A 25,440-nucleotide genomic window follows, 5' to 3' on the forward strand; every position below is an offset into this window, starting at 1 on the left:
CAAATTTGCCTCTCGTCCAGACGTCGTAGCCATACAGCGCCAGCACAGCCGGCAACACCGTCAGGAGCGTCACTACAGCGAGGTCGATGAACTCCGCAAAGTCTGGGAGGTTCACTTCGTAGGCGACCCGCTCTTGGGTGTCTCGTACCGGGACAGCACGCCCTTGCTCCCACCAGATCTGAGCCGGGCGATACGTGACTATCGCAGAGGAGACCTCACCCTGGTCGACGGTGACCGTAATCTCATCATCGCCAGACAGTGACTGTTTGACCCGGGACTGCCCCGTTGCGACAGTAACGTTCCCTGCCGCAATCGGGAAGCCAGCCGTCGGTTTGACCCGGACCAGCAGGTCCGTCGAGTTGTCAGTCGAGTTGACGACCTCGGAGGTGATGTTGACTTCCCGGATTGGCGTCGGGTTCGTCGAGTCCGCTGGCTGTTCGATGCTGTTCCCACGGACGAGCCCGTTGATTTCGAAGTTCTCCGTCCGGAGTTGTTCCGCACTCCGTATCGTGAACCGATCCGCCGTCGTGAACGTCTCCGAACGGTTGATCCGAATCTCCGGCGGGAGCGTCGTCCTGTTGGTCACGTTCGCCGTCGTGTTCACAGTCGCATTCGTCGGATACGTCGCTTCGAGCGATGGGACGAACCGCCAGCCGTCGGCACTCTCGTTTTGGACCCGGTTGACCGTGACTGCCGGGCCTTCCGTCGTTCGGACAGCGTGGGTTTCGAGCGGTCGTACTGGCGTCGTCGTGTTCTCCGACCAGTTTTCCCACACGGGCGGTGAGCGAGTGTAGAACCGCCACTTGCTCTGGACTTCGTATCCGCCATCGAACTGGACGCTCTGCCAGCTGCCGGGGATCACAGTCCCGATGCGATAGTCGTCGGTCGTGGCCCCTCTGCCGTTGGGGACGACGCCGGGTTCGACGACCATCTCCCGCTCGGAGAGATTTTCCACCCGGACCGTCCGTGAGTCCGTGACCGTCAGTTCGTACTCATCAATCTCGTCATCGCCAATCTCCGAGAGATTCGTCGAGATCGTGGTGACCAACTGGAGTTCCGTGGTCCCGTTGATCTCCGTGTAGTTNNACGTGTTCAGGACGCGGAAGTCGTCCTCGAAGAACTCCGAGATGAATACTCGATAGTCGTGGATGGCACGAACGGTTCCGTTCGGACGGACCAGCCGTTCCGTTCCTCCCTCTCGATGGACGACTGTCGATGGCTCGATGCTGAAAAACGCGACGTAGGCGTCACGAATCCAGAGTCCAGAGCGAGTATCCGTGACGTTCACTGGGTAGGAGGCGTTCTCGATGCCAGTCCGGAACGAGTCGTGTTCGGGCCGGTTCCACAGCGTCGTGTTCGATGGCTCACGAGAGACCATGTCCCCCGTGCATGAGGGGAGGACGGCCAGCGTGCCGTTCTCAGCCTCGGCCCGGTCAGCCCGTGTGAGGTTCGGATGATCGGGGTCGCCAGACCACAGCGCACGGAAGAACGTGTGGTTGTGGTTGTAGGACCGGTTCGGAGGCACAACGCCTGCTGTCGCGTTTTCTCCCACTGACGCATTGGCCGGCGGGTTCGAGGCGTTCTCGTAGCACGAGACTTTTGCGCTGAGGTTCTGCCTTGCTCCGAGTTCGACGGATCTGTTCACGCCTGTCTGGTTCGCTGCTGGCCCTCGATCAACGGACTCGTTGCCCTCGGTTCCGTTGGCTGTTGTCCCGTTGCCTGCTGGGTCTCGGACGCCGGAGTCGTTGTTGTCAGTGCGATTCGTCTGTGTTCTCTCCCTACTGGAGCCATTCGGCGCGGTGGCGTTCTGTTGGAGTATCCCCACGCCACCGTGACTCGCGTCAGTGAGGGAGTGTGCCGTCCCCCGCTCAATCTGGGCTGGGTTGCTGCCAGCAGACGCAGGCCCCGCAGCGGCGGCTGTCGAGAGCAGCGAGCAAAGGGCCGCGATCATCAGCAGTGAGCGGAGTGGTCCCATCGGTTAGAATGGGGTCACGCAGTCCGAGAAGCCAAAGCCAACGTTGTCCCCGAACTTCGTGATGAGTTCCGGAGCCACGATTGCCAGGACGACGACGCCGAGGCCCACCAGCGAGAGGATGAGGTCCCGGCGGGCCTCGTTTTGCTGGTTCGGGTTGCCAGAGGCCCGCATATACGACAGGCCACTGCGACCGACGAACACCATCGTTGCTGGCAGGCCAAGACCAGCCAGCGCTCCGAAGACGACGTCGACGCCGTCCTCGACAGCAGTGTCACAGTAGATGTTCCCGACGTCGGTCTGGCCCATCGCCGAGCCAGCAAACAGCGTGAGGACCAGCAGTAACTGCGTTGTCTGCCGCACGCCGGGCGTGAGCCAGGCGTCAGCAAACCGCCGCTTCGCGTGAGTGTAGAGTGTTGGTTGTGTGGTCGATGCGTTCGATTCGTTGGTTTGAGTTGACATAGATGTCTCTGGTTTTGCGGTCTTGCTTGCCCACCGATTCCCCACTGGTGATCCGCTACCGTTGTTGTGTTACCTTTCTTACACAGTTGGCGAATCCTGTTCTGAATTCGCCAGAACGTATTGACAGTGGGACTATCAAAAAACTTGTGAACAAAATTAAGAGTACTAGATTGTGATAGGTAGTCTTACTCGGCAATGCCTTAATTTTCGAACCGCATGAATCCTAATGCTAAGTGGAATACGTATTAGTATATCAACTAGTAGTCTTGTTAACTAGTATTTCAGCCTCAGAACTCCCAGATACTATGTCAGATATTACGTCAATTAAAGAGCTAATATTGACGGTGCCTGCTGGTGATATATTTAACATAATTGGGCCAGCCAAAGATGACTGCAGTGAAGTCACAGCGCCACGACTCGCTCTGAGCAGAGCCTACCACAGCAAATGACGCTCGGCGAGTTCGAGTCAAAACCCACTCCAGTGATTAGCTGGTATCTCCACGCAGGAAACCACCCCGTTCCGTTGCAGAGGGTGTCACACTCATTCGCTCGTATCCGAATTGAGGACCACCCCGGGTGTCGAGTGTAAATGGACATTAAATCGCGTATCATACCATTCAGACCTTTGTTTAGATATTCTTGGGATCTATCAGTCCGAAAGTTCGAGTGAGACACCCCGACTGTCGAGTGTAAAATCGTGAATTACTGCTCGGGGGAAAACCGCTGATCAGATTCAATGGCACTTTGTACGACCTTAGGCTCCTCCAGTAGGTAGTAAAAATTGGTCATGCCCTTCCCACGGCCGCGTCCAACCCGATCCGTGACGCCGAGGATATCTAGAAACGCCTGTTCATTCAGCCGATCAGACATCCGTCTTTGTGAGAGAGGGTTAATATCTAGTGACTCCGTGAGCTGCTCGTACCGTTCATAGATTTTACGAGTAGGGAACTCTTCCTGATTGCTCCCCTCTGCAATCAATGAAAGGGCGTACACTGCTGCTTTCGATTGTGTAGGCTGATCTTGGAGAAGCTTAGAGAATCGATCGATATCCGCTTTCTCACGTGCATTTCGGACATGGTTTTCTTGCACAACATCACTGTTATCGTCTTTTGCAAGTTCGCCTGCATTTCGAAGGATATCTAGTGCTTTTCGAGCGTCACCGTGCTCTTGTGCAGCGAACGCAGACGCCAGAGGAATCACATCATCGGTGAGGACACCTTCACGAAATGCATCCTGGCGATGACGCATAATTTCGCGGAGCTGGTTTGCGTCGTAGGGAGGGAAGATAAACTCACGCTCTTGTAGACTACTGAGGACTCGCTCATCGAGAGAATCTTTAAACGAGATTTTGTTGCTGATCGCGAGGATACCAACCTTACACGAGTCGATCTTCCCGGCTTCACCAGCTCGGGAGAGTTGCATTAGCACGTTGTTTTCTTGGAGTTTGTCAACCTCGTCGAGAATGATGATAACGACATCATGGAGAGTATCAAGTATCTCCCAAAGACGATCATAGTATGCATTCGTCGATAATCCCGAAGGTGGTACAGAGATATCTGTTTCATCTGGTCGGTTGAATGTCCGACCGAGTTTGATTACCACCTGTGTCTCTGTTGTTGCTTGAGTACAATCGATATATGCGCGATCAAGTTTCGTACCCTCATCGTGAGCGAAGTCTTCAGCACTTTGAGTAACGTGTTTGGCAACGAGACTCTTGCCAGTTCCCGTCTTTCCGTAAATTAACGTGTTTCTGGGCTTTCCACCTCGGATTGCAGGATGAATGCTATTGGCCAGGTTAGATATTTCATCTTCACGGCCAATGATCCGCTCCTCATCCGGAATATGTTCGATATCGAGAAGCTCTTTATCCGCGAAAATCGGATCCTCGCTTTCCCAAATTGAGTCGAGGGAACTCTGTTTCTCGTTACTCATATGAATATATGCCCCCAGAGGAGCCACCTCATATTACACACGACAGTCGGTGTAGTATATAAAACTATGCCTCTATCACACACCATCTGTCGAGTGTAAACGATTGATTCTACTGTTAGTAGAGCCTATACGGCATCAATAGTATAGTGTATTTCCAAGGAAAAGAAAGTAGTACACCCCTCCGGGTGTCGAGTGTAACACTGGTAGTCGCTATGTCTCTTTAGGTGTTTATTGAAGAACGTTTTTGAAGACACACACCCCGGGTGTCGAGTGTAAACTGCCAATGCTGACTGTCTAAGACCTTCTTGCCGTTAGACAGAGTAGAGAGAAATACGGTTAACACGAGTATACATACTGTCTGCGGACAGATCGATGACTCAGTAGGGATTACTGTGCAACTCATGTGTTGTCCAGAGATAGCTATGCATTGGAGTACTAGAGTCGCTTATAAACAATATTGCTAGTGCTTCTATATCCGACTTAGACTCGCTTATGCTACATTATATGATTTATTTATTGCTGATACAATAAAATATATAAATAGTTTATAGCTAGTAGTAGTAAGAAGAGCTGAAAAAAGATCTTAGGGGTCTCTACCACTCGAAAACAGCAGCTAACAACATTAGGCGTACTACAGTGTTCTGATCGGGTACCCACCATCCTGTTGATTTACACTCGACACCCGGGGTGTGTGTCCCTGTATGCTCTGAAGCTAGTACAGATTACAGGGATAATCACGACCAATCATTGTCTTGGAATCGTTCACCGACAATACAGGCGAGGCGACCAAGCCCGACCACGCCGGTTGCGTCGAGTTTGTCAGCGTTGAAGAGCAACTGTACCTCAATCGTTTCGGGATCTAGTGAGCTCGCCCGGATGCTGTGTGCTCGCAGGCTATGTCCGATCGCGGTAATCCGATCTGATGCGACCCCTTCGGCTGCGAGGAGGGTCGTGGCTTCGTCGGCTGCCCAGTCGTCGTGGTCGTCGATTTCCCCAATGCGTTCGAGTGGCCGCCCGATATCGTGAAGCCACGCTGCTGCGGCGAGGATATCCCGGTTGACGCTGCCGGATGCTGGGTCGCAAATTGGAGCGCAACGTCACGCACGCGCTTCGCGTGGAAGCATATCGTGAGCGGGGAAGGCATCCTCGTAGTACGGCCGTGACAACTCGCGGGACAGGTGGTCTATGTTGGAGGGCCACTGTGGAAAATCGCCACGGAGCTCTTAGTTATTGTGAACCACGCAACACTCATCGACCAGCTGCTTCAGGCAAGAATCTATCTGAAGAATAGGATTTCAACAGAGCCATATTCTCCCGATTGAACTGTCCCAGCCCCAAGCGGGCCCTGTGAATTGCAGGAAGCTCGAGTGAACGATGTTGCCACATATCCAGCCTGGACCTCTCAACCAATCCTCAGTCGATCACATCGGGTTAGAGTAAGCGTCTGCTTGGAGAGGATGTTCAGTCTGGGGCGCCCCGCCTGTGGGGCGCCGCCTCTTGCAGTGGTCGTTCACGGAGTTCTGCGAAATGACGCTTCGCGCAGCTTGGACAGCACTTGGTGTCCGCAGGTCTGTTCCAGCGAACCAGCCACTTGACGACCGGTTCTTCCAGTAGCTGTCCATCGGTCCGGACAGCGGTCGTCAGTGGTGACACTGTCGCGTCGGCGGCAGTCCGCCGCCGGCAGCGACGGTCCATCCCGAAAATCATGCTCACTAGTGGTTCGAAGATGCTCCACAGCTAGTTCGGTTTGGTTCACCGTCATCAAACGGGGTTACGCGGCTGTCGATGTGATCGACTGATCCTACCCCCTGCGGATTCGTTCAGTAGTTACAAGACATTCGATTGGGTACCAAGGATCCGAATGACGAAAGATGGGGCGGAGGAAAACGGCTTGGAAGCTTCTACACTTGTGTTCTGGTCTTCAGCATTTATCGCGCTTGTCCTATTCTTGATTGCACTGCTGTTATTCGAAGTAGCCGCTCTACTATTACTTGGACCTGATTGGACCATCTCTACCATCGTGGTCTCAGCAATCGAGGCAACTGTCAGTGGAGGATCGCAACAGAGTGCCTCAGTAAACCCATTAGACTTGCTTATTAGTGCTGCCGGGACATTCGGGAGTCTAGCGGTATCTCTCGCATTAACCGCAGTATATTTGAGCCAGAATGACATCATGCAAGAGCAGGTAGAAACCCAGACCGAGCAATTGGAAAGTATGCGGCAGGAGAAAGTTCCATTGCTGGGTGTGCATGAGAAAGGCCTCCAACTTCACGACGGGAAGCCAAAAACTGAGTCCTCTTCTGAATCAGAGTTCACTATCACTGAACATGAAAATGGACTCTGGGCGAGTATCGGAGTAGAAAATCACGGGGGTGAGACTGCCCAACAAGTTCATTTGGCCTGTTTGGTTTATTTCCCAGATTGTGCGAACAACCCGCCACTCGTCTCTGGAGAGTGTGCGATGGAGTCTGCCAGAACCGTGACTGACTCGCCAGTTGGGAATGGCGCATTGATTACTCCAGAGCCGGGATTAGAGCTTCTTCGTGGAGAGCCAAAGCTGGCCCTGCCGACAACCCACGGGGCAGGACGTACTACATTCCAGGGGAAAATTGCAGAACAGTTAGTTGATGAGAAGAATCGAGTCAGATTCGGATTCGTCCTTATTTATACTAATTCCATGGAGCAGGTTTTTCGTCGTCCCTTATCCGGATTTTCGGCAAACCCAAGAAGTTTCGATTCCTTTGATAAATCCGACATTACGGCGGAGACTCTGACAAGCCAGTCTGGGGATTACAAAGTCACACGGCTCATTGACGACCTCAACTGGACTGTTCCCAGCGATGTCTTTGATTCACACGATCAGGTGACATGACAGTCCTGAAGAGAAACCGACTGAGGCCCGAGTAAAACTCAAAAATCCCTACGGAGGACCGTTGACCCCGTCCCGGTCTTCGAGGGATTGAATTTCACCCGGTGGATCAGGATTCGAATCGATTTCACCTGCTGTGCTGCCTTCAAGATCAACACCAAGATTGAACGCATAACGGAGGTAAAGCGTCCCCCGCTGAGCAGCCATTCGAACCCGCTCAATGGCGTCATTCAACTCCCGGTATCCGAATTGGTCTGAGTACGGGAATATCTTATACTCAACGATGAACTCGTGGGGGGCTGCTTCCGAATCAGGAGACCCCACAAAGTGCTTCACTTCCGCTCGGGTGAAGATCCTCGATAGTTGGTACACGAGATCTTTCCTGATATCCAGATCCACTCGTCGAAGAAGTTCGAAGGCACCAAGCGCTCTCAAGCGGTGCTCTTCATCTTCAAGAGCCCCCTTCGCAAGCTCTGACCGAATCGGGTGGTCTTCAGGGATGTCCGCTTGGATCTCATCCGGGATAAATTCCTTTGCTGCATCTGGCGTCAAGGCTTCAGCGAGATCTTGCCAGAGAGGATAGGTAGATTGGATCTTGAAGTATTCCGTCTCAGGTTTCGCAATAACGGTGAAACTCGGGCCGGTTTCGACGTCTACAATAATTACTTGCATACCACTCTCTGGAGGCCGAGACCTGTCTTCGCCTTCTTCTGGCGGTGGGGGAAGTTCGATTTGTTCTGTATTGGGGTACCCGATACCCTGAACGCATTCCTCGACAGTATCAACGACATCCGCTAATTCCAGATTACCCATACTTATGCGGCCGTCCTCGGAACGGAATCGGCTCTTTGTTCAAATCGGAGCCGTTGATCTTCGTAACAAAATGCCTGATCCGGTTCCTCTGCCGAGGCTCTCGTATCTGCACGGCTGCTTGCTTGAGTAGCGGCAGCCCCGTCGGCTTCTTCGGGTTGAACCCCGAATGCCGACATAACCTCGCGGAGTTGCTCGTGGAGGCTCGAGATAACCTCCTGTTCGGAGGCTTCGTGAGCCTCAGATTCTGTCGGGATCATTGGCCCCTTCGCGACTTGGAGCTTTGCGATCGCCTCAAGGAATCCATCCGCGGCTGGATGCTCGCGATCAAGCGAATACTTGGGGTTTCGTGAGTCTTCACCCTCACGAGTGGCGATCCCGATACGAACGAGTATTGGAATGTTGTCCCCGACTGTCGTGGAGTCCACATCCGCAATCTCTGCAATATCTCTCTTGGATAATTTGGCATCCGGGTAGTGGAGCAGCGCAGACAGTATTGCCCCGTTTGTCGGGTATCGGAAGAGCTCAACGAAGGGCGACCCCGAATCGAAGTCATAACTCTCTGGCTCAAATTCTTCGCTCGATTCCTGAATTTCATCAACGTGTTCGTGCAGCGCTTCGTAAGCACTGAGGAGGCCTGAGGCTGCTGGATGCTCCATATTCAGACGGAACATCTTGGGTGAGCTCCCTTCCGATTCCTCGATGATTCCGATTTCAATCAGATCATCTGTTCGTCGAGAGACTGTCGGTTGACTATCTCTGGTAAACTCAATTAAGCCTTGAGTTGAAACTGGGATCTCCCGATTCGCGAGGAACACGTCGAGAAGTCGCACAAGTCCTTTCTTGTCCAGCAGGCGCTCGAACTCCTCGATTGCCGAGCCTCTGGCGACGCCGTCAGCTGGCACCATATTCATCAACTAGACACGCAGAGTTATAATTCTATGGAATTATGAATATCAGTGTGAATTCGTGAATATCCACAGATGGAGCTATGATATAAGTACCCAGAGACGAACCGAAAATGTACGGTGAGTTTTGAGCCTCGCTGTCTGGAGGCAGATAATCCGGCAGACGTGGCTGAAGTTGCGAGAACAGTCGTCCTCAAGCTTGAGGGTGGGGAAAACGGTCGGGCCTCTGTCGCTGATCTCCAGGATCAGTATTTCCACGAAGACAGTGTCCCTGATGAAGTCGTACTCATTGCTGCAGAAGCACTAGCAGTGCATCCCGGGTCTCCTATCGAGTGTGAAGACGGTGAACTGGTTCTCGCAAACGAGCACGAAATCCGTGGATATCGGAGGCTGATTGGCTCGGCGGGACCTGATGACCCTGTCGACTTGCTGAAAATCCACGAGAGACATTCTGACGCTGTTGCAGATCTTGACCTCGTAGATCCAGTCAGTCAGACGTAGACCCGCTGGGACATTGATGAACGCAATCGCTCTACCATCCTTGGCCCTCTATACGGATTATGTAGTATCAGTACCTCACAAAGCATCGCCAATTAACCTGACCTGAGTTACCTAGTCTATTGAGATGAGTCGTCGATAGTGGTCGAAGAACGCTAATCAAATGGAGAACTGCCGCTGTCGGCAGCGAAGGTGTGTGGGTGTGGGTCCGCCCTTCGGAAGGTGGAGTCCTGATGCGGGACACCTCGAAAATAGACTGGATGGTTCCCGTAGATGAGTGGGACCAGTTCTGTCGCCACGTCGAATCCCAATTCGGGGTTGCTGAGGGCTATCTCGGTCGTGAAGCCGAACTCGCGATGGAGCAATACATTGACGCGGATGGCTATGCTCGCGTTGAGACGCTCGTTGACCGACTCGTCTCAGCCGCCGGCCGCTCTCCGGACCACGCCAGCGAAAAAATAAAATCTGATCTGGCGTCTCAGGAACCGACCCGCATCGGCATCCGCGTCGGGACGATACTCAAAGAGGAGTTTTGTGCATACGTCGACGAGCACACGGACTACAACTACGGCGTCGCTCTCGCACGCGCACTGAACGTCTATCGCGATGGCGGCCGCTCACGCCGCGTAGAAGACAAGCTCGACCGTGTCGTCGACGACGCCGAATCCATGCTGGGCGAGCTCAACGACGACTCTGATAAGAGTCTCAGCAGCGTCCAGCGCAAGACCATTGCCATCTGCCACGATGTCGGCGAGTCGTTCACTGACGAGGTCCTGAACGAGAGCATCCACAACATCGCCGCCGAGGGACCGAAAGCATCTGACCCAACGCTGGAAAAGTACCGTGACCTCGTGATCGACCGCCTCGACTACGAACGCCACCCGAACAACGGGGAGCTGTGGATCTCTCGCGACCAAGCCGAGGAGATCGCCCCCGACGAAACGCCCGCTGAGTGCCGCCGCTCGGTTGACCTACTGGATACTGACGAAATGAAGCGCCGCCTCATCTACACCGTTGGACGCCGCGCAATGGCGACGTCCTCAAAGGACGTAACGCTCCCTGAGCGGGAACTTCGGGAAGCGGTGTTCGACGATGAGATTTCGAGACCAGTGATGCATGAAGTGATGCAAGAAGCCGCTGAGCACTTCGGGATCGGGACTGGCAAACCAGACAGACAGCAGGTGCTGCGCCTGAATCTGACCGAACTCGAAATCGACCACCCCGATATGGCCCGGACCATCAGAGAGTTCGCGAACGCCGACGGCGACTCGAAGCTTGCTGACAGCGGCGAGACGACGCTGGGCTCCTACGGTGGCGGACAGCAGCCGTCGGCACTGACTGATGGAGGGACTGTCGCGGACTGAAGGGCTACACTAAACCGCTTGCCAGCACGCCCGCGAGCACGCCATTGCCCGGTCTGTTAGCTTTAGCTCTGTCGTTTGACGAGTACTGAGGGTTGACCACGTCGATGAGCTGACGTTGGGGAGGCAGTAATCACCTCAATGAGTGGCCAGAGCGGCACCCGACCGACAAGCTTGTGCTGTCGCTAATCGCTCACCCGCAGTGTCGACATTCAATCCCGGTTCAGGTTTTCTGGCCGCTTCGACAGTCGATGCAGCGCCGTCGAGGATAACCACGTCGTGGTTTCAATCCCGGTTCGGGTTTTCTGGCCGCTTCGACCAAGCGGGCTCAAATCGAAGCCAGAGAACAGGCCCTGTTTCAATCCCGGTTCGGGTTTTCTGACCGCTTCGACCTGCCGATTCAGCAACATCACCGATATTCACGGAGAGTTTCAATCCCGGTTCGGGTTTTCTGACCGCTTCGACCGGACATACTCAGACAACAGTACTTCGAGTACCGTTTCAATCCCGGTTCGGGTTTTCTGACCGCTTCGACCGACGAGAACGCCGTCGGTGGTGGTGTGGTCGACTTGTTTCAATCCCGGTTCGGGTTTTCTGACCGCTTCGACAGCATCGGGCCGGCGTCGGTGTCGACCACGTCGTTGTTTCAATCCCGGTTCGGGTTTTCTGACCGCTTCGACAACAACGTGACGCTCAACGGACTGTGGGCGACCGAGGTTTCAATCCCGGTTCGGGTTTTCTGACCGCTTCGACGTCAAGACGTTTTCGAGCGTGAGCGCCTTGATAGACCGTGTTTCAATCCCGGTTCGGGTTTTCTGACCGCTTCGACCTCCGCTCGCTCTCGTCCGTGGCCGCTCTGTGGAGGTGTTTCAATCCCGGTTCGGGTTTTCTGACCGCTTCGACGGCCGCTATGGTCGTGATCTTCCTGAGTAGTGGTGTTTCAATCCCGGTTCGGGTTTTCTGACCGCTTCGACCGTACAGCGGGACGGTGCGCGGGACGGTGCGCTTCCAGTTTCAATCCCGGTTCGGGTTTTCTGACCGCTTCGACCGTTCGTGATGTCTATTGCTGATGTACTGACCGACTGGTTTCAATCCCGGTTCGGGTTTTCTGACCGCTTCGACCTTCACGAAGGCCGTTGAGCATCTGCCGGAGGTGTTTCAATCCCGGTTCGGGTTTTCTGACCGCTTCGACACGCTGATGGGCGGCGCTTCTGTGGGAACGACTGCGTTTCAATCCCGGTTCGGGTTTTCTGACCGCTTCGACAGGGGGTGAAAATACGGTTATAGGGCTGAAAAGTCTTTCTCAGCCCGCCAAACAAAGACCCGGTTACGTCGACCGGGGCTGTACACTCATTTAATAAAGGTCCACGTAGTCAGACATCATCTCGAAGGAGCAATTGTCCGGTCAGAGTCACCTGTGCGAACTTGGTTTTCCCGTCTGTCCATGTCTCGACCGCTCCTGCATCGGCAAGTGCGGTGACGTGGCGTGTCACCGTACTTTTCGAGTTGCCAGTCTCCGCAGTCAGGTCGGGTATCGAGATTGCCCCCTCTGCATTGGCAATCGTCTGGAGTGTTGACATCGTCGTCTGTTGAATTTGGGCAGTCAACCGAGGAAGATCCCACTCCCGCACTGTTCCATCAAGATCGCTGAAAAACAGTGCAGCAGACAGCAATCGAACGTGTGTCATTGCAGCAATCGTGAATGGCAGCAACACGTCCCGTGCTCCGCCACCGAGCGAAACAATTCGCTCACCGTCTGCTGCCCGGATCAAATCACTACATTCCAAAACAGCTGTCTGAAAATCTCCGTGTGTGATCTGTTCTGTTGTAAGATTGAGGTCCGGTTCAATCTCCTGTAAGAGGCGTTCGACATCCCCAATCGCTTCCTCGGCGCGTGAATCTGGTTCCTGATCTGGCCGTATTAAGACGACTGTGTCGCCGGTGTCGACACCGTGGCTCAGCAGCGGCCGGGTGACGCTTGTACTGTTAAAACCAATCGCTGAGAGATATGTGTGCATTACCTGCTAATCGGTGTGACCCGCAAAAATAGTACTGTTGCGTGTCAGTGAAATTGACGCCTATCCAATTTTGGTTGCATGAAATTGAAATCGTCCCACTTTTGGGAAACGCTTATGATGCTACTGGGCCAACGACCCGGACGCACCTGATGAACAAACAAGAAGTCTCGACAAATAATAGATTACGCCAAATCCACATCACGGCTCGGCCGGAATCTCGGTTTCCAGTGCCGATCTCGGACGGATACTCCGTGTATTCGGCGCTATTGGGTGTGCTCGAAGCTGTTGATGCGGACGTGAGCGGACACATTCATGACTCGTCACTTGGGAGTCTCCACAGCAGTGGCCTTCGTGGTGTGTTCGGTGATAGTGACCGTGCCTATCACAAGTTGCTCCTGCCAGATGAGACATATCAGCTAACACTTGGCGTAGTAGATCCTGCCGACACCGAGATTTTTCAGGCGCTAGTGAACGCACTCGTCTTGGAAGGTGATCGTATCGAGTTGAGTCACGGGGAATTGCACGTTGAGCAGTTCGAGAGTCTGAACACGACACAGGCCGAGCTACTGGATGAGGCGGGGTCGATGGATAACCCGACCATCGAGATGTCCTTCGAAACGGCGACCTGCATTGAGGAAGCCGATGAAATTACGACGATGTTTCCTCATCGGGGTGCCGTATTCTCGTCACTGTTAGGGAAGTGGAACCGGTCTGCTCCGGAGGAATTGGAGCTTGAGTTGAGCCGGGAGGCGATTGAGGCGAACGTAATCGAGAAACCCGACGCACGCACGTACGATACCCATTCAGTGTTGGTCAACCGCGTGAAAAACGGAGACGGTGAAACGCGGAATATTTTCCGGCAGGGTTTCACTGGTGACTGTGCCTACGAATTCAAAGGAGCCAGTGAGTCCGTCGAGAACGCGGTATCGGCGCTCGGGATGTTCGCTGAATACTCGGGCGTCGGGAGCGCTGTTGCTCGGGGCTGTGGGCAGGTGAGCTTGGAGATTAAAGACTGATGACCGACAACGATAGAAAGCAGGCAAAACTCGATGAAATTGGGTCAGAGGGCGATGGTGATTCAGACGGAGCACCTACTGAAGGCGTTGACTCGTTTTCACAGTCTCTCTTCGAAGACCCAGAGGAAGAATTCGGGGTTGATTCCGATACAGAGACTGTCGAGTCAAAATTGGATAGTATTTTAAGCGAGTATATTTCAGAAATCGACCCACAGCTCGTGGAGGCAGGCTGGTCGTTCCTCCCGAACAAGAGCATCGAATACAGCAAAGTCGACCAGTCGATGCTCAATCATACTCGAAATCTAGTATACTTTTTACACCAGCTTGCCCGACAAGTAGAGAATACTGATCTTCCTCCGATTACACCGAAAAAACTCCGCCATCTCGTTGCACTCGCGGTCGCTCACGACTATCACAAGCTCCGTGAAGAAGACGAGAGTCCAGATGAACGGTTTGATATCCAAATCAAGGAGCTGGAGCCATTTATCAAGGAAATCGGACTGGACGAATTTAGCGCTATTCAGGATGACCCTGACTCGACACTCTCAATGCGAACGTTCCGTTCGTGCGCTGTCGACCATCACGAGACTGACAACGCTAACTCTGCACGCGTTACAACAACTTGGCGAGAGTATCGGCCACTAATCCGACTGGCTGACGCGATGGCGTCCTCGACGACACCAGAGGCAGCGGTGAATGCCCGCGTTCAAGATCGGTTCCGCGAGGCATTCCCCAGTGGAAGTGTCGAACTCGCATACCATCAGACCGACCACGTCAGTGGCATTTTCACGAACTTGTTGAATAAGGCCGTGAGCGAGTATCTACAAGAGGAATATAATCACCAGCTACTCACGATGTACCAGGATGGCTGTGTGTACCTCGCGCCATCGGATCAAGACCGGCCAGAGACTGAGGAAGACATCGTTGCCGCAATCACTTCACAGCTGGAAGATAGTATCGGCGATTCCCACCCATCGTACAACGATGTCGACCAATTGCGCTCAAACTTCTCGATTGTTGGCGCCCAGGGACTCTACAGTCTGAACGAGCCCGATTTTTTCTACGCTGGGAGTGGAACAATGTTGCAAGCCGTTGTTCGGAAGGGGATTACTGACGGCGATGCGGACAATAGTGCCACGGACGCTGCCACAGAGTCGATGGAACTGTTGGAAGATGAACTGGGGACTGAGTTCGAGAAGACGGAGCAACAGTACGGTCTCGGTCGGTTCGTGAACACAATAAAAAGCTGGTTTGTCGACCCTCTGCTTCCCAACGATCGAACTGCGGACGACCTGATTCGAGCCACTGTCACTGCGTTCGATCTTTCTGGTGAGCTATCCGAGGAGCTTGTTGCTCTCTCTGAAGACACTACCTCGGAGCTGACCAGTGGTGGCAAATGGGAATATTCGTATGCAATTGCACAAGCGCTTCTCGATCGACATGGAACCGGACCCGTAATTCCCACTGTTGAAGACGAGATCGTTACGACACTGTCAGATGGATTGGCCGCACTCGTTGACGATGACACTGATTGGCGGACCCTCATTCAGAACGCACACGCGGGTGATATGTCGACAGAGGTCCAAGCGTTCATCGGTGAAAACCTCCGTATCGGTGGTGGCAACCTCACTCTCACGAGTGCGACGGTCGATACCTACGACGAATACGTCAAATCATCACGGGGAAAGACCTGTACGCTGTGTAACCGTGGCGTCGCGGCGGGTGGGAACCTTGGACCAATGAAATCGAAACAATCCCTGACAACGTTGCAGGGTGGGTTCTCGAACAGGGAGATGGTCGGTGGAATGAAACGAGATAAACTCCTACTGTGTTCCACCTGTCGAATCGAATTCTCGTTGCGCGAGACAGCAGCCTCCCGACGAGACGAAGGTCGATTGTTTTTCCACTTGGTTCCTGACTACTTTTATACACCCTACTCCTGGCAGCTTTATTCTCGCTTGGTCAACCGATTCACTGGTGAAAACCGGGTTCGATTGGGACGACTTGCCGAGCGGGTGTTTGATATCGACTCTCTCGAAGAGTTCACCGGCGTGATGGACGAATTGACACAGCCGGAAGGGAACGGACGAACGATGATCGAGTCACTCTCCCAACAGTTCGACCGTAATCAGCAGTTCGGTGCCCAGACAGTCGGTTACTTCAAGAACCCGGATAACGACACTGAGTTCCAATTTTTCGGTGCGTTTCTGGCCCTCTCCGTGAGCGCCTACACCGGGATGCGTGTGTATCTGAGTTCGTCGCCCGTTCCGGAGATGCGCTCCCGTGACTTCCCGGAGTTTGCAAAGATCGGGAGCGGGTTTACGCAGGTGACGAGGTTCTACGGTGAGACTGTCCCACTGACCAGTCTTCGGTCAGTACTTCAGTCAGCAGCTGCCGTTGTGAAGCTTGGATACGCAATCCAGGGTAACGACCGCAATGACTCTCTGTTCGCGAAATACCTCCGGACGACACGGAACGAGCTGTTGCCGGGGTCGTATCTACTCAAGCGTGCTGTCCAGACCTCAGATGAGGGGCCGTACATACCTGCCCTGATGAGGTATGCAGTCGCACTCGATCAACGAAACGAGATCAGACAATCCAATTCACAGATGAGTAACACACCACACAATCGTATCACGACACTCGCAGATCTCGCATACGATGCCATCCGGCCGGCGAGCGGACACAACCGGAAACCCCATCGTGTCGAGCGCGTGTTCCGTGAGAGCGTCAAAGCGGTCTCGAAGACAGGACAACAACTCGACAGAGAAGACTACAGGATGTGTGTCTCTGGGCGACTTCAAAAGATGATCGACCGGCAGGCCGGCGACGCAGTCTACCCGGTCAGTGCCGAAGAGTCAGACGCTGGAACACCGCTTCAGAAGCGTATCGAAGAGTACGCGAGATACTTCGTCGATGAAATCCTCTACGGGATTGCTAACGGGCGCCCCTCTCAACTGAAGCGTCTCGAAAATAATCTCGCAGACGGTTTCTTCGGTGCAACACTCCGCGCAGAGGCAGAGTACTACGAAGAAGATAGTGCAGAGAAACAGACAGCAGATCAAGTCTAACAATGATTCCAGACAGCATTACCGACGCACTCGCCGATGGCACTGTTCCAATCGATGGTATGACCAACACGCCCGGAACGAACTACACGACGTTGTTAGTACTCCGGGAATTGGAGAGCCATGCCGTCTTCACAACGAATGGGCAGGATGCCGACATCACTTCACTATCGGTTATTGGCGACGACGGGAGCATTGAGTACTCACCCGGACTGATGTTTATGCGGAAACAGACCGGGAGCGATCGCCGGACTGGAAAAGCGATTCAGCGTGAACTATTGGAGTACGACCAGAGTGATTCGATGGACGTTAACGACATGAATCCTCAGTCTGTCGAGTCAGCACTTTATGGTAGTGCTGCTAGTGGAGACGACGATGTGGATATCGGCGTCACGTCGCGAGTGATGTACGATACAGCGTTTACTGTCCGCGATGCCAGTGCGTGTATAGATGAGAAATTCCAGAACGCACCCGGTGAGGGGTACGCTAAAGGATCGACTGCCAACATTCGAGAGCCGGACTTTTTCGAACCGGGAACGCTGTTCCCATGTACAATAACTCTTCGTGACGCAACACCTGCGGAAGTGGCGTTCGTCGCTGCGATCACGAGCCGAAACAAACGCTACGGGGCGGCAACGACTCGGCTTGGAAGAGTTAACAATCGTATTCTCGGCCTCTACACTGGTTCTGAAGAGGGTCCGTCAAACCGAGAACTGACTGCCGAAACGATTGTCTCGTTCGCCAGCAAGAGTGATCGAACGCTTGGTGATGTCGTCCAAGCTCCGGCACTAAATGCTGACAAAGCAGCGACATACGTCCGGGAGACGTACGACACTGCGTGCGAGGAAACGATTGCACAGGCCCCCGTCGATGACGAGGTTCTTGATGAATTACTGGCGCTCACAGGTGACGATGACCTCCAGGCTATGCTCGAAGCTCAACAACCCCACTCACAGTCGTTCATCGACGATGCAATCGCAGCAGACGAGAACTAATCCAAGCCATGGAAATACTCGAAGCAACGCTGACAACACACGGAAAAGTCGGATTTGCATCTCGGGAGGTTGGTCGGATGGCCGATACCGACCCATATATCCTCAACACAGCACTGCACTATGCACTCGGGTTGGCGGGTGGCAACTACGTTGATGTTACCCAACAGCCAACCTATATCGAGGATACAGCAGATATTGTAGACGAAGTGTACGTGACCCCGGCTACACCTGTTGCAGTCGAGACCGATTCGGTCCGAACGGAATATCTCACGACCAACCGAAATGCAAGAACGGATACATACGCGACCCCGAACTATCCGGCTGACAACGATCCAACGGGAAAGGCAAGCCAGAACCTTCCAACCTTCGAGCGTGAACGAGCGCTAGCGCCGGGCAACCACTTCCGGTTCTACGTCTTTCCGTATGGCCGGACAGCTGAGTCCGTCAAAGAAACGCTCCCACCATACATCCGACTCGGCAAAAAACGTGGAAAAGGCCATGTTCAGTATCGTACCGTCAATGCCAAGCGAAAGTCGGGAACGTTCTCGCTAGGCCATCCGCTGAGTATCTATGATCATAGCGCACAGCCACTCGGTGGCGTCGTAATGCGGCAGATGCAACCCACACCGCTCTGGTTCGAGGGCAAGTTCGAAACTGAACATTACGCGATAGAATCCCCGATTGATTCTACTGACCGCGTACACTACCCGACAGGTGCCAAATTCCTCGCAACGAAACGTGACGATGTCTGATTTATCTTCGTCAACCGTCCGACTGAAGGGACTTGCATTGCGGGAATATCCTGGCGATTCCTATCCAGTCGATGGTGTCACACCCCACCGCCACCAGTGGGCACTCCACGACGCTCTGACAACGGGTGTTCCAGGTGTCTTCGTGAACGATGCACCAACTGGTGCCGGGAAGACGCTCTCTTGGCTCGCACCGACGATTTCGGAAGGTCTGGACACAGTTGCGGTGTATCCAACGAACGCACTGATTGAAGATCAACAGGCGAATATCGAGTCACGGCTGGACGATATCGACGGTGGAGATGACGTCCATTTACTGGCAGTCTCAAGTGACACACTCCAAGATGAGTACGCCACAGAGTATCCTGCTGCTGAATCGAATGGAGAGCTACTTTCGTACCTCCTACGAGATGCATTTCAGCGGCCAGAAACGGTAATTCTACTTACGAACCCAGACATATTCGTCCTGCTACGTCGAGAAATATACCACAAGCGAATTGATGGGATCAATCTCTTCGAAGTCGCTGTGGTTGATGAGTTCCATCGAGCGACACGAAAAGAACAGAATACGCTCCTGTTTTTATTGGATGAAATGCAGGATGTCGACACCGAAATATGTCGGCTGTCATACCTCGTGTTCCTCAGTGCGACTCCTGACGAGGAGCTAGCCGAGCGGTTCGATGAAGCCGTCTCTGCGCCCTACTATCCGCTCACGGATTTTGGATGGCGTGAGACGCCACATCCAGCAATGGCAGCGGACGACAAGCCAGCTATGGCATTTGCACCTGGCCAACTACCGACCGAGTACCGTCCAGTACTGCCACCACTCGAACTCCAGTTAGAGCCAGCAGCGACATTTCAGACTGCGACACGCTTGGCTGAACAGCGAGAGGAAACTATCGACCGCCTTTCACAGGGCCGAACCGTTCTGATGTTGGATGGCATACACGAGGTCGACGAAATATATCGATTACTGCAAGGTTCTGAACTAGGAAGCGTCGAACGGATCGACGGGTTTCATCGTGGAGACATCGCTGATAAACTCGACCGATTTGACACGCTTGTCAGCAATGCGGCAGTCGAAGTTGGCGTTGATTTCGATACTGATCAGGTGCTGTTCTCGGCACACAGCGCTGCAACGTTCTTCCAGCGACTTGGCCGTCTCCGAACACGTGAAGAGATATCAAATGCCTACGCGTACCTCCCGCCCTACGTACATAAACAACTTCAGCCGGAAATCGATGAGTTCGGTAACGATTGGATCGGTCGAGATCGATTCGAGGAGTTGGTTGAACAACACTACGTCGATAACTCAACACCGAAGTCGTTTGACTGGCGGTATTCGGCTGTCGAAGCTTACCATCATGTTGAAAAACGTGTAGAGAATGCACCAACGGACGAAGCTGGCCTGATCCGAAAAGAGGGCTGGAAACGAATCGAACGGCACTTTTGCCGACCGCATGGTACTGTATTCTCGAAACAAGATGCGGAACGATGCCATGACGCGGTACAAACAAAAATTCTCGATACGTTACAAATGTACCGTGGCAACAGTCTCCAACTATCTGTCTATGACCCAGATCAACAGGTCATCCAGAATTATAATCTGACATATCTACTACGACACGGCGACATCCGGTTATTGGAGCGGGATGACTTTTTTACACATATTCCCGATCATCTCGAAGACGACCTATCGCGAGTAGAACGCTATAGCATTGGATACTGCATCTATTACGGGACTTACGACGGCGATGGAACCGAAGACGACGAAGAGTACACTGGACGTGACCTCTGCTTCAAGCCAACTGGTGAACTGTACTCACTGTTGAGTGGGGGACAACGGCAGACTCGGAAGCCGAAAGTGTGCACCGGATTGGAGGTCGAAACCTCACCGGATATCGATGGGCTAGATCAGCTGAAAATCAACCTCAGTGAAACCGAAATCCTCTGCTATCCAATTGAAGGTCATGTTAGTGAGATTTCAAAACAATACTCTATTGGTGAGTTCGGATTCGTCTATCCACTCCTATACTCAGAGGGAGATACGGCTGCAATCGCGTTCAGTCACGATGCACTCTATCTGCACTGCCGAGTACAAGATCAGCAGGACGATGATGGACTCGATATTGAACTTGGTGAGCTGTAATGTCAACAAGTTCTGTTGCAGATCACGACGACCTTGTTCACGTGAGTGCGCTGAATGAGTACCTCTACTGTCCACGACGATTCTACTACCAGCGGTATCAGGACGAGATCGGAACTCCCTACGAACTGGTCGATGGACGGAGTAAACACGAGAATGCTGCTCACCGAGGTAACTGGATCAATGAACGATACTTGTGTGATACCTCACTCGGTCTCCATGGCAAAATCGACATTATTGAATCCGAGGACGGGGTTCTGACCCCGATTGAGCGGAAGCGAGCTGAAAGTGGCGGGTACTACACCAACGATGAAATTCAGCTAGCCGGGTACTGTATGCTGTTATCCAAAGCAATCGGCGAGCCTGTCAATTTTGGATATATTTATTTGTATTCCACGGACCAACGACATTCGGTTCGGATCACAGAGGAGCATCGCCAAGCAGTCAACCAAATCGTAAGGAGAATCCAGACTATGTCTGTTGACGAGATTCCTGCACTCACTGACACCCCCTCGAAATGCGAGGCCTGCTCTGCTCAGGAGTACTGCATGCCTATGGAGACGGCCATGCTCGAACCAGACAAGGCCCGCGGCACCGGCTGGGAGAGTGAATTATGAAAGCAACCGAGGGGATGTTTAACGAGTCGGTTGTCTATGTCACTAAACAGGGCACTCAAGTCCGAACTGGTGGTGGGAGAATTGTTGTCTGGGATGTCGATGGTGATGGGGGCGAACTTGCCACCTTTCCCACGGAGAAGCTCGAAACGATCAACGTTTTCGGCGGGGTAAACTTCTCGACACCGTTTGTCGCAGAGGCGAACGAACACGGGATCATTCTCAATTACTTCACTGAGAATGGCAAATATCGTGGTAGTTTCGTCCCGGAACGGAATACAATCGCTGAGGTTCGCCGAGCACAATATGCCCTCAGTGAGACTGCTGAACTGGACATTGCGAGATCAATGATCTCCGCAAAGATTCGCAATGCTAGGACGCTGCTCTCACGGAAAGGTGTCCATGGAACAGACGTGCTGAAAGACCTTGGTGTCCGTGCGACGACGGTCTCGACAAAAGACGACCTGCGCGGTGTCGAGGGTGAAGCCAGTGAACGGTACTTCAGTCGTCTTGACGAGACACTCACTGAGGGCTGGACCTTCGAGAAACGGACAAAGCGACCGCCTGAAGACCATATTAACTCACTCCTGTCGCTGACGTACGTGTTCATGAAAAATGAGGTCCTGAGTGCACTCCGTCAATACAACCTCGATCCCTTCTTGGGCGTCCTGCACGCTGACCGGCACGGGCGACCGTCGCTGGCGCTGGACCTTCAAGAAGAGTTCAGGCCGATTTTTTGTGACGCGTTCGTGTCGCGGCTGGTTAACCGGGGCGTGATCACGCACGATGAATTCACACAGAATAACCACCTCGGTGACGATGCGTTCAAAACCTATTGCTCGAAGTTCGACGAATTCATGCAGGAGGAATTCACCCATCCGTACTTCGAATACTCAGTCACACGCCGAAAGGCTGTTCGGCAGCAAACAATCTTGTTGCGGAAGGCGATTAGCGAGGAACTGGACGAGTACCACGCCCTGACCTTTTCGAAATGACCATGCGCTTGGCAATAGCTTACGACGTAAGTGACGATGGAAACCGTCGGCAAGTGTACCAAACACTCCAGCGATACGGAGCTTGGCGACAGTACAGCGTGTTCGAGGTTGATGTGACCAAAGCCGAGCGTGTCGATCTTGAGGACGAACTGGAATCACATATCGAGCCAGCCGATGGTGACCGAATTCGGATCTATCGGTTGTGTCAGTCCTGTCAGGACAACACAACCGATATTGGATCCGACCCACCCAATGAGCAATCCAACGTTCTCTGAACAGAGCTACGTGGACCTTTATTAAATGAGTGTACAGCCCCGGTCGACGTAATCGGGTCTCGATTTGGCGAGCTGAGAAAGCTTTTTCAGGCATATAACCGTAATTTCACCCCCTGTCGCGACGGCCAGAAAACCCAGCACGGGATTGAAACCGCGGTCATCGGTCAGTTGCGTTAGATACTGGGAACGTCGCGACGGCCAGAAAACCCAGCACGGGATTGAAACGCCATGCGTCATATCCTCACCGTAATAGGCCTCGTCGCGACGGCCAGAAAACCCAGCACGGGATTGAAACTCATCGAGTCCGGTTGTCCCTTTTCGAGGTAGTTGGTCGCGACGGCCAGAAAACCCAGCACGGGATTGAAACAGTTCCTGCGGACCGTCAACGCGGATGTGCGAACCGTCGCGACGGCCAGAAAACCCAGCACGGGATTGAAACTCGTTGTTGGCGATGTTGGTCACTTCTTTCGCGGTCGTCGCGACGGCCAGAAAACCCAGCACGGGATTGAAACGCGTCGACGGGTGCGGTCAGTCGGGCCGCCCAGTCGCGACGGCCAGAAAACCCAGCACGGGATTGAAACAGTGTCGGTAAAAGACTACGGGCACAGATAGGCTCAGGTCGCGACGGCCAGAAAACCCAGCACGGGATTGAAACGCCGACAGTTGCTCACCCTGCGGTCCCGGCCGACGGTCGCGACGGCCAGAAAACCCAGCACGGGATTGAAACTAAAAATTGGACGCTCAATCGTTGATAGTGATGGTGTCGCGACGGCCAGAAAACCCAGCACGGGATTGAAACCGGTCGGTGGCGCTCAGGGTATCGCCTGCGCCGGGTCGCGACGGCCAGAAAACCCAGCACGGGATTGAAACCGACTGGGGTGATGATGACCTTGATGACCGAACTCACGTCGCGACGGCCAGAAAACCCAGCACGGGATTGAAACAGCTCCGCACGCCGGAGCCCAGTATCATACAGGAGGTCGCGACGGCCAGAAAACCCAGCACGGGATTGAAACTTAACCCCGGGGCTCGTGTCCACAACACGCCCCGTCGCGACGGCCAGAAAACCCAGCACGGGATTGAAACACGGTCCTCAGCGACGACTGGTCGATGGTCAAAGAAAAGTCGCGACGGCCAGAAAACCCAGCACGGGATTGAAACAGCAAGTGCGGGCCGTCACAGCGACCAACAACACGTCGCGACGGCCAGAAAACCCAGCACGGGATTGAAACTGTTTGCGGGTCGCTCGACCGGCAAACTCGGTGTCGCGACGGCCAGAAAACCCAGCACGGGATTGAAACTCACTCATCGGTCGCTCCCTCCTGAGATGCTCGGACGTCGCGACGGCCAGAAAACCCAGCACGGGATTGAAACTGATCGGGCCGGACTCCTCCACTGGCTAACCAACAGTCGCGACGGCCAGAAAACCCAGCACGGGATTGAAACGCCTCGGAGATATTGGAAAAGAAGGAGGTATTGCCGTCGCGACGGCCAGAAAACCCAGCACGGGATTGAAACAACTCTCGCAGCGGTCGAAGAACCCGAGTTTCGTCATGTCGCGACGGCCAGAAAACCCAGCACGGGATTGAAACGACTCTCCGACACCGATCCAGATGGCAGATGCATTGTCGCGACGGCCAGAAAACCCAGCACGGGATTGAAACAAACTCCGTAAACTCGCCGCTTTCGGACGGCGTAAACTGTCGCGACGGCCAGAAAACCCAGCACGGGATTGAAACCTACCTTGACGCCATCCAGTCGTTCTTATTCGGCGGCGTCGCGACGGCCAGAAAACCCAGCACGGGATTGAAACCCAGAAACTGGGAAGTACCACGTAACAATTGCTGCCGTCGCGACGGCCAGAAAACCCAGCACGGGATTGAAACACGTACTCGCCGCCAGAGCCGGGAACTGTCCGAATGTCGCGACGGCCAGAAAACCCAGCACGGGATTGAAACAATCTGGTATAGCGCGGGCGGTGCGGCGCTCTACGGTCGCGACGGCCAGAAAACCCAGCACGGGATTGAAACAAAATGTGGAGGAACCATGACCTCCGGAGAAATCCAGTCGCGACGGCCAGAAAACCCAGCACGGGATTGAAACTTATCAGGGTACGTTGGGAGTACCAATGATCCCGTCGCGACGGCCAGAAAACCCAGCACGGGATTGAAACTGTTCGCTCCAGACCCGGGCGACACGGTCGTCGATGTCGCGACGGCCAGAAAACCCAGCACGGGATTGAAACAGCATGACACCCACGAAGCCGGCGAACTGCGGGACTGTCGTCGCGACGGCCAGAAAACCCAGCACGGGATTGAAACCATATGGCAGATTTCTCCCGAGCGGAGACCGAGCCGTCGCGACGGCCAGAAAACCCAGCACGGGATCGAAACTTAGTTGTATCGCTGCTGCTCGTGGGCACTGCACCGGTCGCGACGGCCAGAAAACCCTGCACGAGATTAAAATCACGACTCTCGCAGGAAGGAAGTGCTTTCTACGGTACCGTATAAACCGCACCCGTTCATATACTCAACCGCCGCCGCAGAAAGTATACTCAAAATTGGCATCTAACCTGCATTGTGATAGCATCACAAGACCCGCAACGATTCAATGGGCCTCGGAGTTTGTCATAAATACACGATTGGCTAAAGATTCATGCCTGCACAGAGAGCAGCAGTGGAATCGTAACCGGCCGGAGATGAAGAATCTCAGTGTCTCCGTAGAGATACGCCTACAAGTCCTGTGGCATCAC

The 25,440-nt window shown here is 53.8% G+C and carries 17 protein-coding genes, 2 pseudogenes and 2 CRISPR repeat arrays; of the genes and pseudogenes, 12 read left to right on the forward strand and 7 right to left on the reverse strand.

Annotated elements, in window-relative coordinates:
- The 4 genes and pseudogenes from AV929_RS03550 to AV929_RS21235 form a co-directional block, all read right to left on the reverse strand.
- On the reverse strand, positions 1 to 1,975 hold a 1,975-nt coding region (locus AV929_RS03550; RefSeq protein WP_064287460.1), incomplete at its 3' end, for a hypothetical protein.
- Positions 1,976 to 1,978: 3 nt separating this feature from the next.
- Positions 1,979 to 2,434 (reverse strand): pilin, encoded by a 456-nt coding sequence (locus tag AV929_RS03555; RefSeq protein WP_064287461.1) that lies wholly within the window; start codon positions 2,432 to 2,434, stop codon positions 1,979 to 1,981.
- A 702-nt stretch (positions 2,435 to 3,136) separates the two neighbouring features.
- Complete coding sequence (locus AV929_RS03560; protein ID WP_064287462.1) at positions 3,137 to 4,366, reverse strand: Cdc6/Cdc18 family protein; 1,230 nt, start codon at positions 4,364 to 4,366, stop codon at positions 3,137 to 3,139.
- Positions 4,367 to 5,124: 758 nt separating this feature from the next.
- Positions 5,125 to 5,490 (reverse strand): annotated as a pseudogene (locus tag AV929_RS21235) (HD domain-containing protein); the annotation flags it as partial.
- Between the two features lie 361 nt (positions 5,491 to 5,851).
- Between AV929_RS21235 and AV929_RS21705 the strand changes: the two are divergent.
- Both AV929_RS21705 and AV929_RS21710 read left to right on the forward strand, forming a co-directional pair.
- Positions 5,852 to 5,980 (forward strand): annotated as a pseudogene (locus AV929_RS21705) (ISH3 family transposase); the annotation flags it as partial.
- A gap of 247 nt (positions 5,981 to 6,227) precedes the next feature.
- Positions 6,228 to 7,238 carry a hypothetical protein gene (locus AV929_RS21710; protein ID WP_155120713.1) on the forward strand — a complete coding sequence of 337 codons (1,011 nt, stop codon included), beginning with the start codon at positions 6,228 to 6,230 and terminating at the stop codon, positions 7,236 to 7,238.
- A 48-nt stretch (positions 7,239 to 7,286) separates the two neighbouring features.
- On the opposite strand, the gene AV929_RS03565 is transcribed toward AV929_RS21710, so the two are convergent.
- Complete coding sequence (locus tag AV929_RS03565; RefSeq protein ID WP_064287463.1) at positions 7,287 to 8,048, reverse strand: hypothetical protein; 762 nt, start codon at positions 8,046 to 8,048, stop codon at positions 7,287 to 7,289.
- 2 nt (positions 8,049 to 8,050) lie between these two features.
- A complete protein-coding gene (locus AV929_RS03570) occupies positions 8,051 to 8,953 on the reverse strand; it encodes a hypothetical protein (protein ID WP_064287464.1) in 903 nt (300 codons plus the stop codon).
- A gap of 165 nt (positions 8,954 to 9,118) precedes the next feature.
- Between AV929_RS03570 and AV929_RS03575 the strand changes: the two genes are divergently transcribed.
- Entirely contained in the window at positions 9,119 to 9,454 is a 336-nt protein-coding gene (locus AV929_RS03575) for a hypothetical protein (protein ID WP_064287465.1), read from the forward strand.
- Between the two features lie 230 nt (positions 9,455 to 9,684).
- Positions 9,685 to 10,815, forward strand: coding sequence for a hypothetical protein (locus tag AV929_RS03580; protein WP_064287466.1), 1,131 nt, complete (start codon positions 9,685 to 9,687; stop codon positions 10,813 to 10,815).
- A gap of 206 nt (positions 10,816 to 11,021) precedes the next feature.
- A CRISPR array of direct repeats spans positions 11,022 to 12,076; the repeat unit is 37 nt; unit sequence GTTTCAATCCCGGTTCGGGTTTTCTGACCGCTTCGAC.
- 109 nt (positions 12,077 to 12,185) lie between these two features.
- Here AV929_RS03580 and csa3 read toward each other — a convergent pair.
- A complete protein-coding gene (gene csa3, locus AV929_RS03585) occupies positions 12,186 to 12,830 on the reverse strand; it encodes a CRISPR-associated CARF protein Csa3 (protein ID WP_064287467.1) in 645 nt (214 codons plus the stop codon).
- Positions 12,831 to 13,102: 272 nt separating this feature from the next.
- Here csa3 and cas6 point away from each other — a divergent pair, with 272 nt between their 5' ends.
- Genes cas6 through cas2 form a run of 8 tightly spaced genes read left to right on the forward strand, consistent with a single transcriptional unit; the run spans position 13,103 to position 22,688 of the window.
- Positions 13,103 to 13,846: a CRISPR system precrRNA processing endoribonuclease RAMP protein Cas6 gene (cas6, locus tag AV929_RS03590; protein ID WP_230458830.1), complete on the forward strand. Its 744-nt coding sequence runs from the start codon at positions 13,103 to 13,105 to the stop codon at positions 13,844 to 13,846.
- A complete protein-coding gene (gene cas10d / locus AV929_RS03595) occupies positions 13,846 to 16,917 on the forward strand; it encodes a type I-D CRISPR-associated protein Cas10d/Csc3 (RefSeq protein WP_064287469.1) in 3,072 nt (1,023 codons plus the stop codon). The genes cas6 and cas10d overlap by 1 nt, the downstream gene beginning before the upstream one ends.
- Positions 16,918 to 16,919: 2 nt before the next feature.
- Complete coding sequence (gene cas7d / locus AV929_RS03600; protein WP_064287470.1) at positions 16,920 to 17,909, forward strand: type I-D CRISPR-associated protein Cas7/Csc2; 990 nt, start codon at positions 16,920 to 16,922, stop codon at positions 17,907 to 17,909.
- Between the two features lie 8 nt (positions 17,910 to 17,917).
- Complete coding sequence (gene cas5d / locus AV929_RS03605; protein WP_064287471.1) at positions 17,918 to 18,661, forward strand: type I-D CRISPR-associated protein Cas5/Csc1; 744 nt, start codon at positions 17,918 to 17,920, stop codon at positions 18,659 to 18,661.
- A complete protein-coding gene (cas3, locus tag AV929_RS03610; RefSeq protein WP_064287472.1) occupies positions 18,654 to 20,807 on the forward strand; it encodes a type I-D CRISPR-associated helicase Cas3' in 2,154 nt (717 codons plus the stop codon). The genes cas5d and cas3 overlap by 8 nt, the downstream gene beginning before the upstream one ends.
- On the forward strand, positions 20,807 to 21,421 hold the full coding sequence (cas4, locus tag AV929_RS03615; protein ID WP_064287473.1) for a CRISPR-associated protein Cas4: 615 nt from the start codon (positions 20,807 to 20,809) through the stop codon (positions 21,419 to 21,421). The genes cas3 and cas4 overlap by 1 nt, the downstream gene beginning before the upstream one ends.
- Positions 21,418 to 22,413: a CRISPR-associated endonuclease Cas1 gene (cas1, locus tag AV929_RS03620; protein WP_064287474.1), complete on the forward strand. Its 996-nt coding sequence runs from the start codon at positions 21,418 to 21,420 to the stop codon at positions 22,411 to 22,413. Before cas4 ends, cas1 begins: the two co-directional genes overlap by 4 nt.
- A gap of 2 nt (positions 22,414 to 22,415) precedes the next feature.
- Positions 22,416 to 22,688 carry a CRISPR-associated endonuclease Cas2 gene (gene cas2 / locus AV929_RS03625; protein ID WP_064287475.1) on the forward strand — a complete coding sequence of 91 codons (273 nt, stop codon included), beginning with the start codon at positions 22,416 to 22,418 and terminating at the stop codon, positions 22,686 to 22,688.
- A 115-nt stretch (positions 22,689 to 22,803) separates the two neighbouring features.
- Positions 22,804 to 25,154: a CRISPR direct-repeat array (repeat unit 37 nt; unit sequence GTCGCGACGGCCAGAAAACCCAGCACGGGATTGAAAC).
- Positions 25,155 to 25,440: the final 286 nt, after the last annotated feature.

The organism is Haloarcula sp. K1, assembly GCF_001647155.1.
Lineage (GTDB): Archaea > Halobacteriota > Halobacteria > Halobacteriales > Haloarculaceae > Haloarcula > Haloarcula hispanica.

Coding starts and splice junctions, on each gene's coding strand:
- AV929_RS03555 (WP_064287461.1), bottom strand. CDS start 2,434: ATGTCAACTCAAACCAACGAATCGAACGCATCGACCACACAACCAACA.
- AV929_RS03560 (WP_064287462.1), bottom strand. CDS start 4,366: ATGAGTAACGAGAAACAGAGTTCCCTCGACTCAATTTGGGAAAGCGAG.
- AV929_RS21710 (WP_155120713.1), top strand. CDS start 6,228: ATGACGAAAGATGGGGCGGAGGAAAACGGCTTGGAAGCTTCTACACTT.
- AV929_RS03565 (WP_064287463.1), bottom strand. CDS start 8,048: ATGGGTAATCTGGAATTAGCGGATGTCGTTGATACTGTCGAGGAATGC.
- AV929_RS03570 (WP_064287464.1), bottom strand. CDS start 8,953: ATGGTGCCAGCTGACGGCGTCGCCAGAGGCTCGGCAATCGAGGAGTTC.
- AV929_RS03580 (WP_064287466.1), top strand. CDS start 9,685: ATGCGGGACACCTCGAAAATAGACTGGATGGTTCCCGTAGATGAGTGG.
- csa3 (WP_064287467.1), bottom strand. CDS start 12,830: ATGCACACATATCTCTCAGCGATTGGTTTTAACAGTACAAGCGTCACC.
- cas10d (WP_064287469.1), top strand. CDS start 13,846: ATGACCGACAACGATAGAAAGCAGGCAAAACTCGATGAAATTGGGTCA.
- cas7d (WP_064287470.1), top strand. CDS start 16,920: ATGATTCCAGACAGCATTACCGACGCACTCGCCGATGGCACTGTTCCA.
- cas5d (WP_064287471.1), top strand. CDS start 17,918: ATGGAAATACTCGAAGCAACGCTGACAACACACGGAAAAGTCGGATTT.
- cas3 (WP_064287472.1), top strand. CDS start 18,654: ATGTCTGATTTATCTTCGTCAACCGTCCGACTGAAGGGACTTGCATTG.
- cas4 (WP_064287473.1), top strand. CDS start 20,807: ATGTCAACAAGTTCTGTTGCAGATCACGACGACCTTGTTCACGTGAGT.
- cas1 (WP_064287474.1), top strand. CDS start 21,418: ATGAAAGCAACCGAGGGGATGTTTAACGAGTCGGTTGTCTATGTCACT.
- cas2 (WP_064287475.1), top strand. CDS start 22,416: ATGCGCTTGGCAATAGCTTACGACGTAAGTGACGATGGAAACCGTCGG.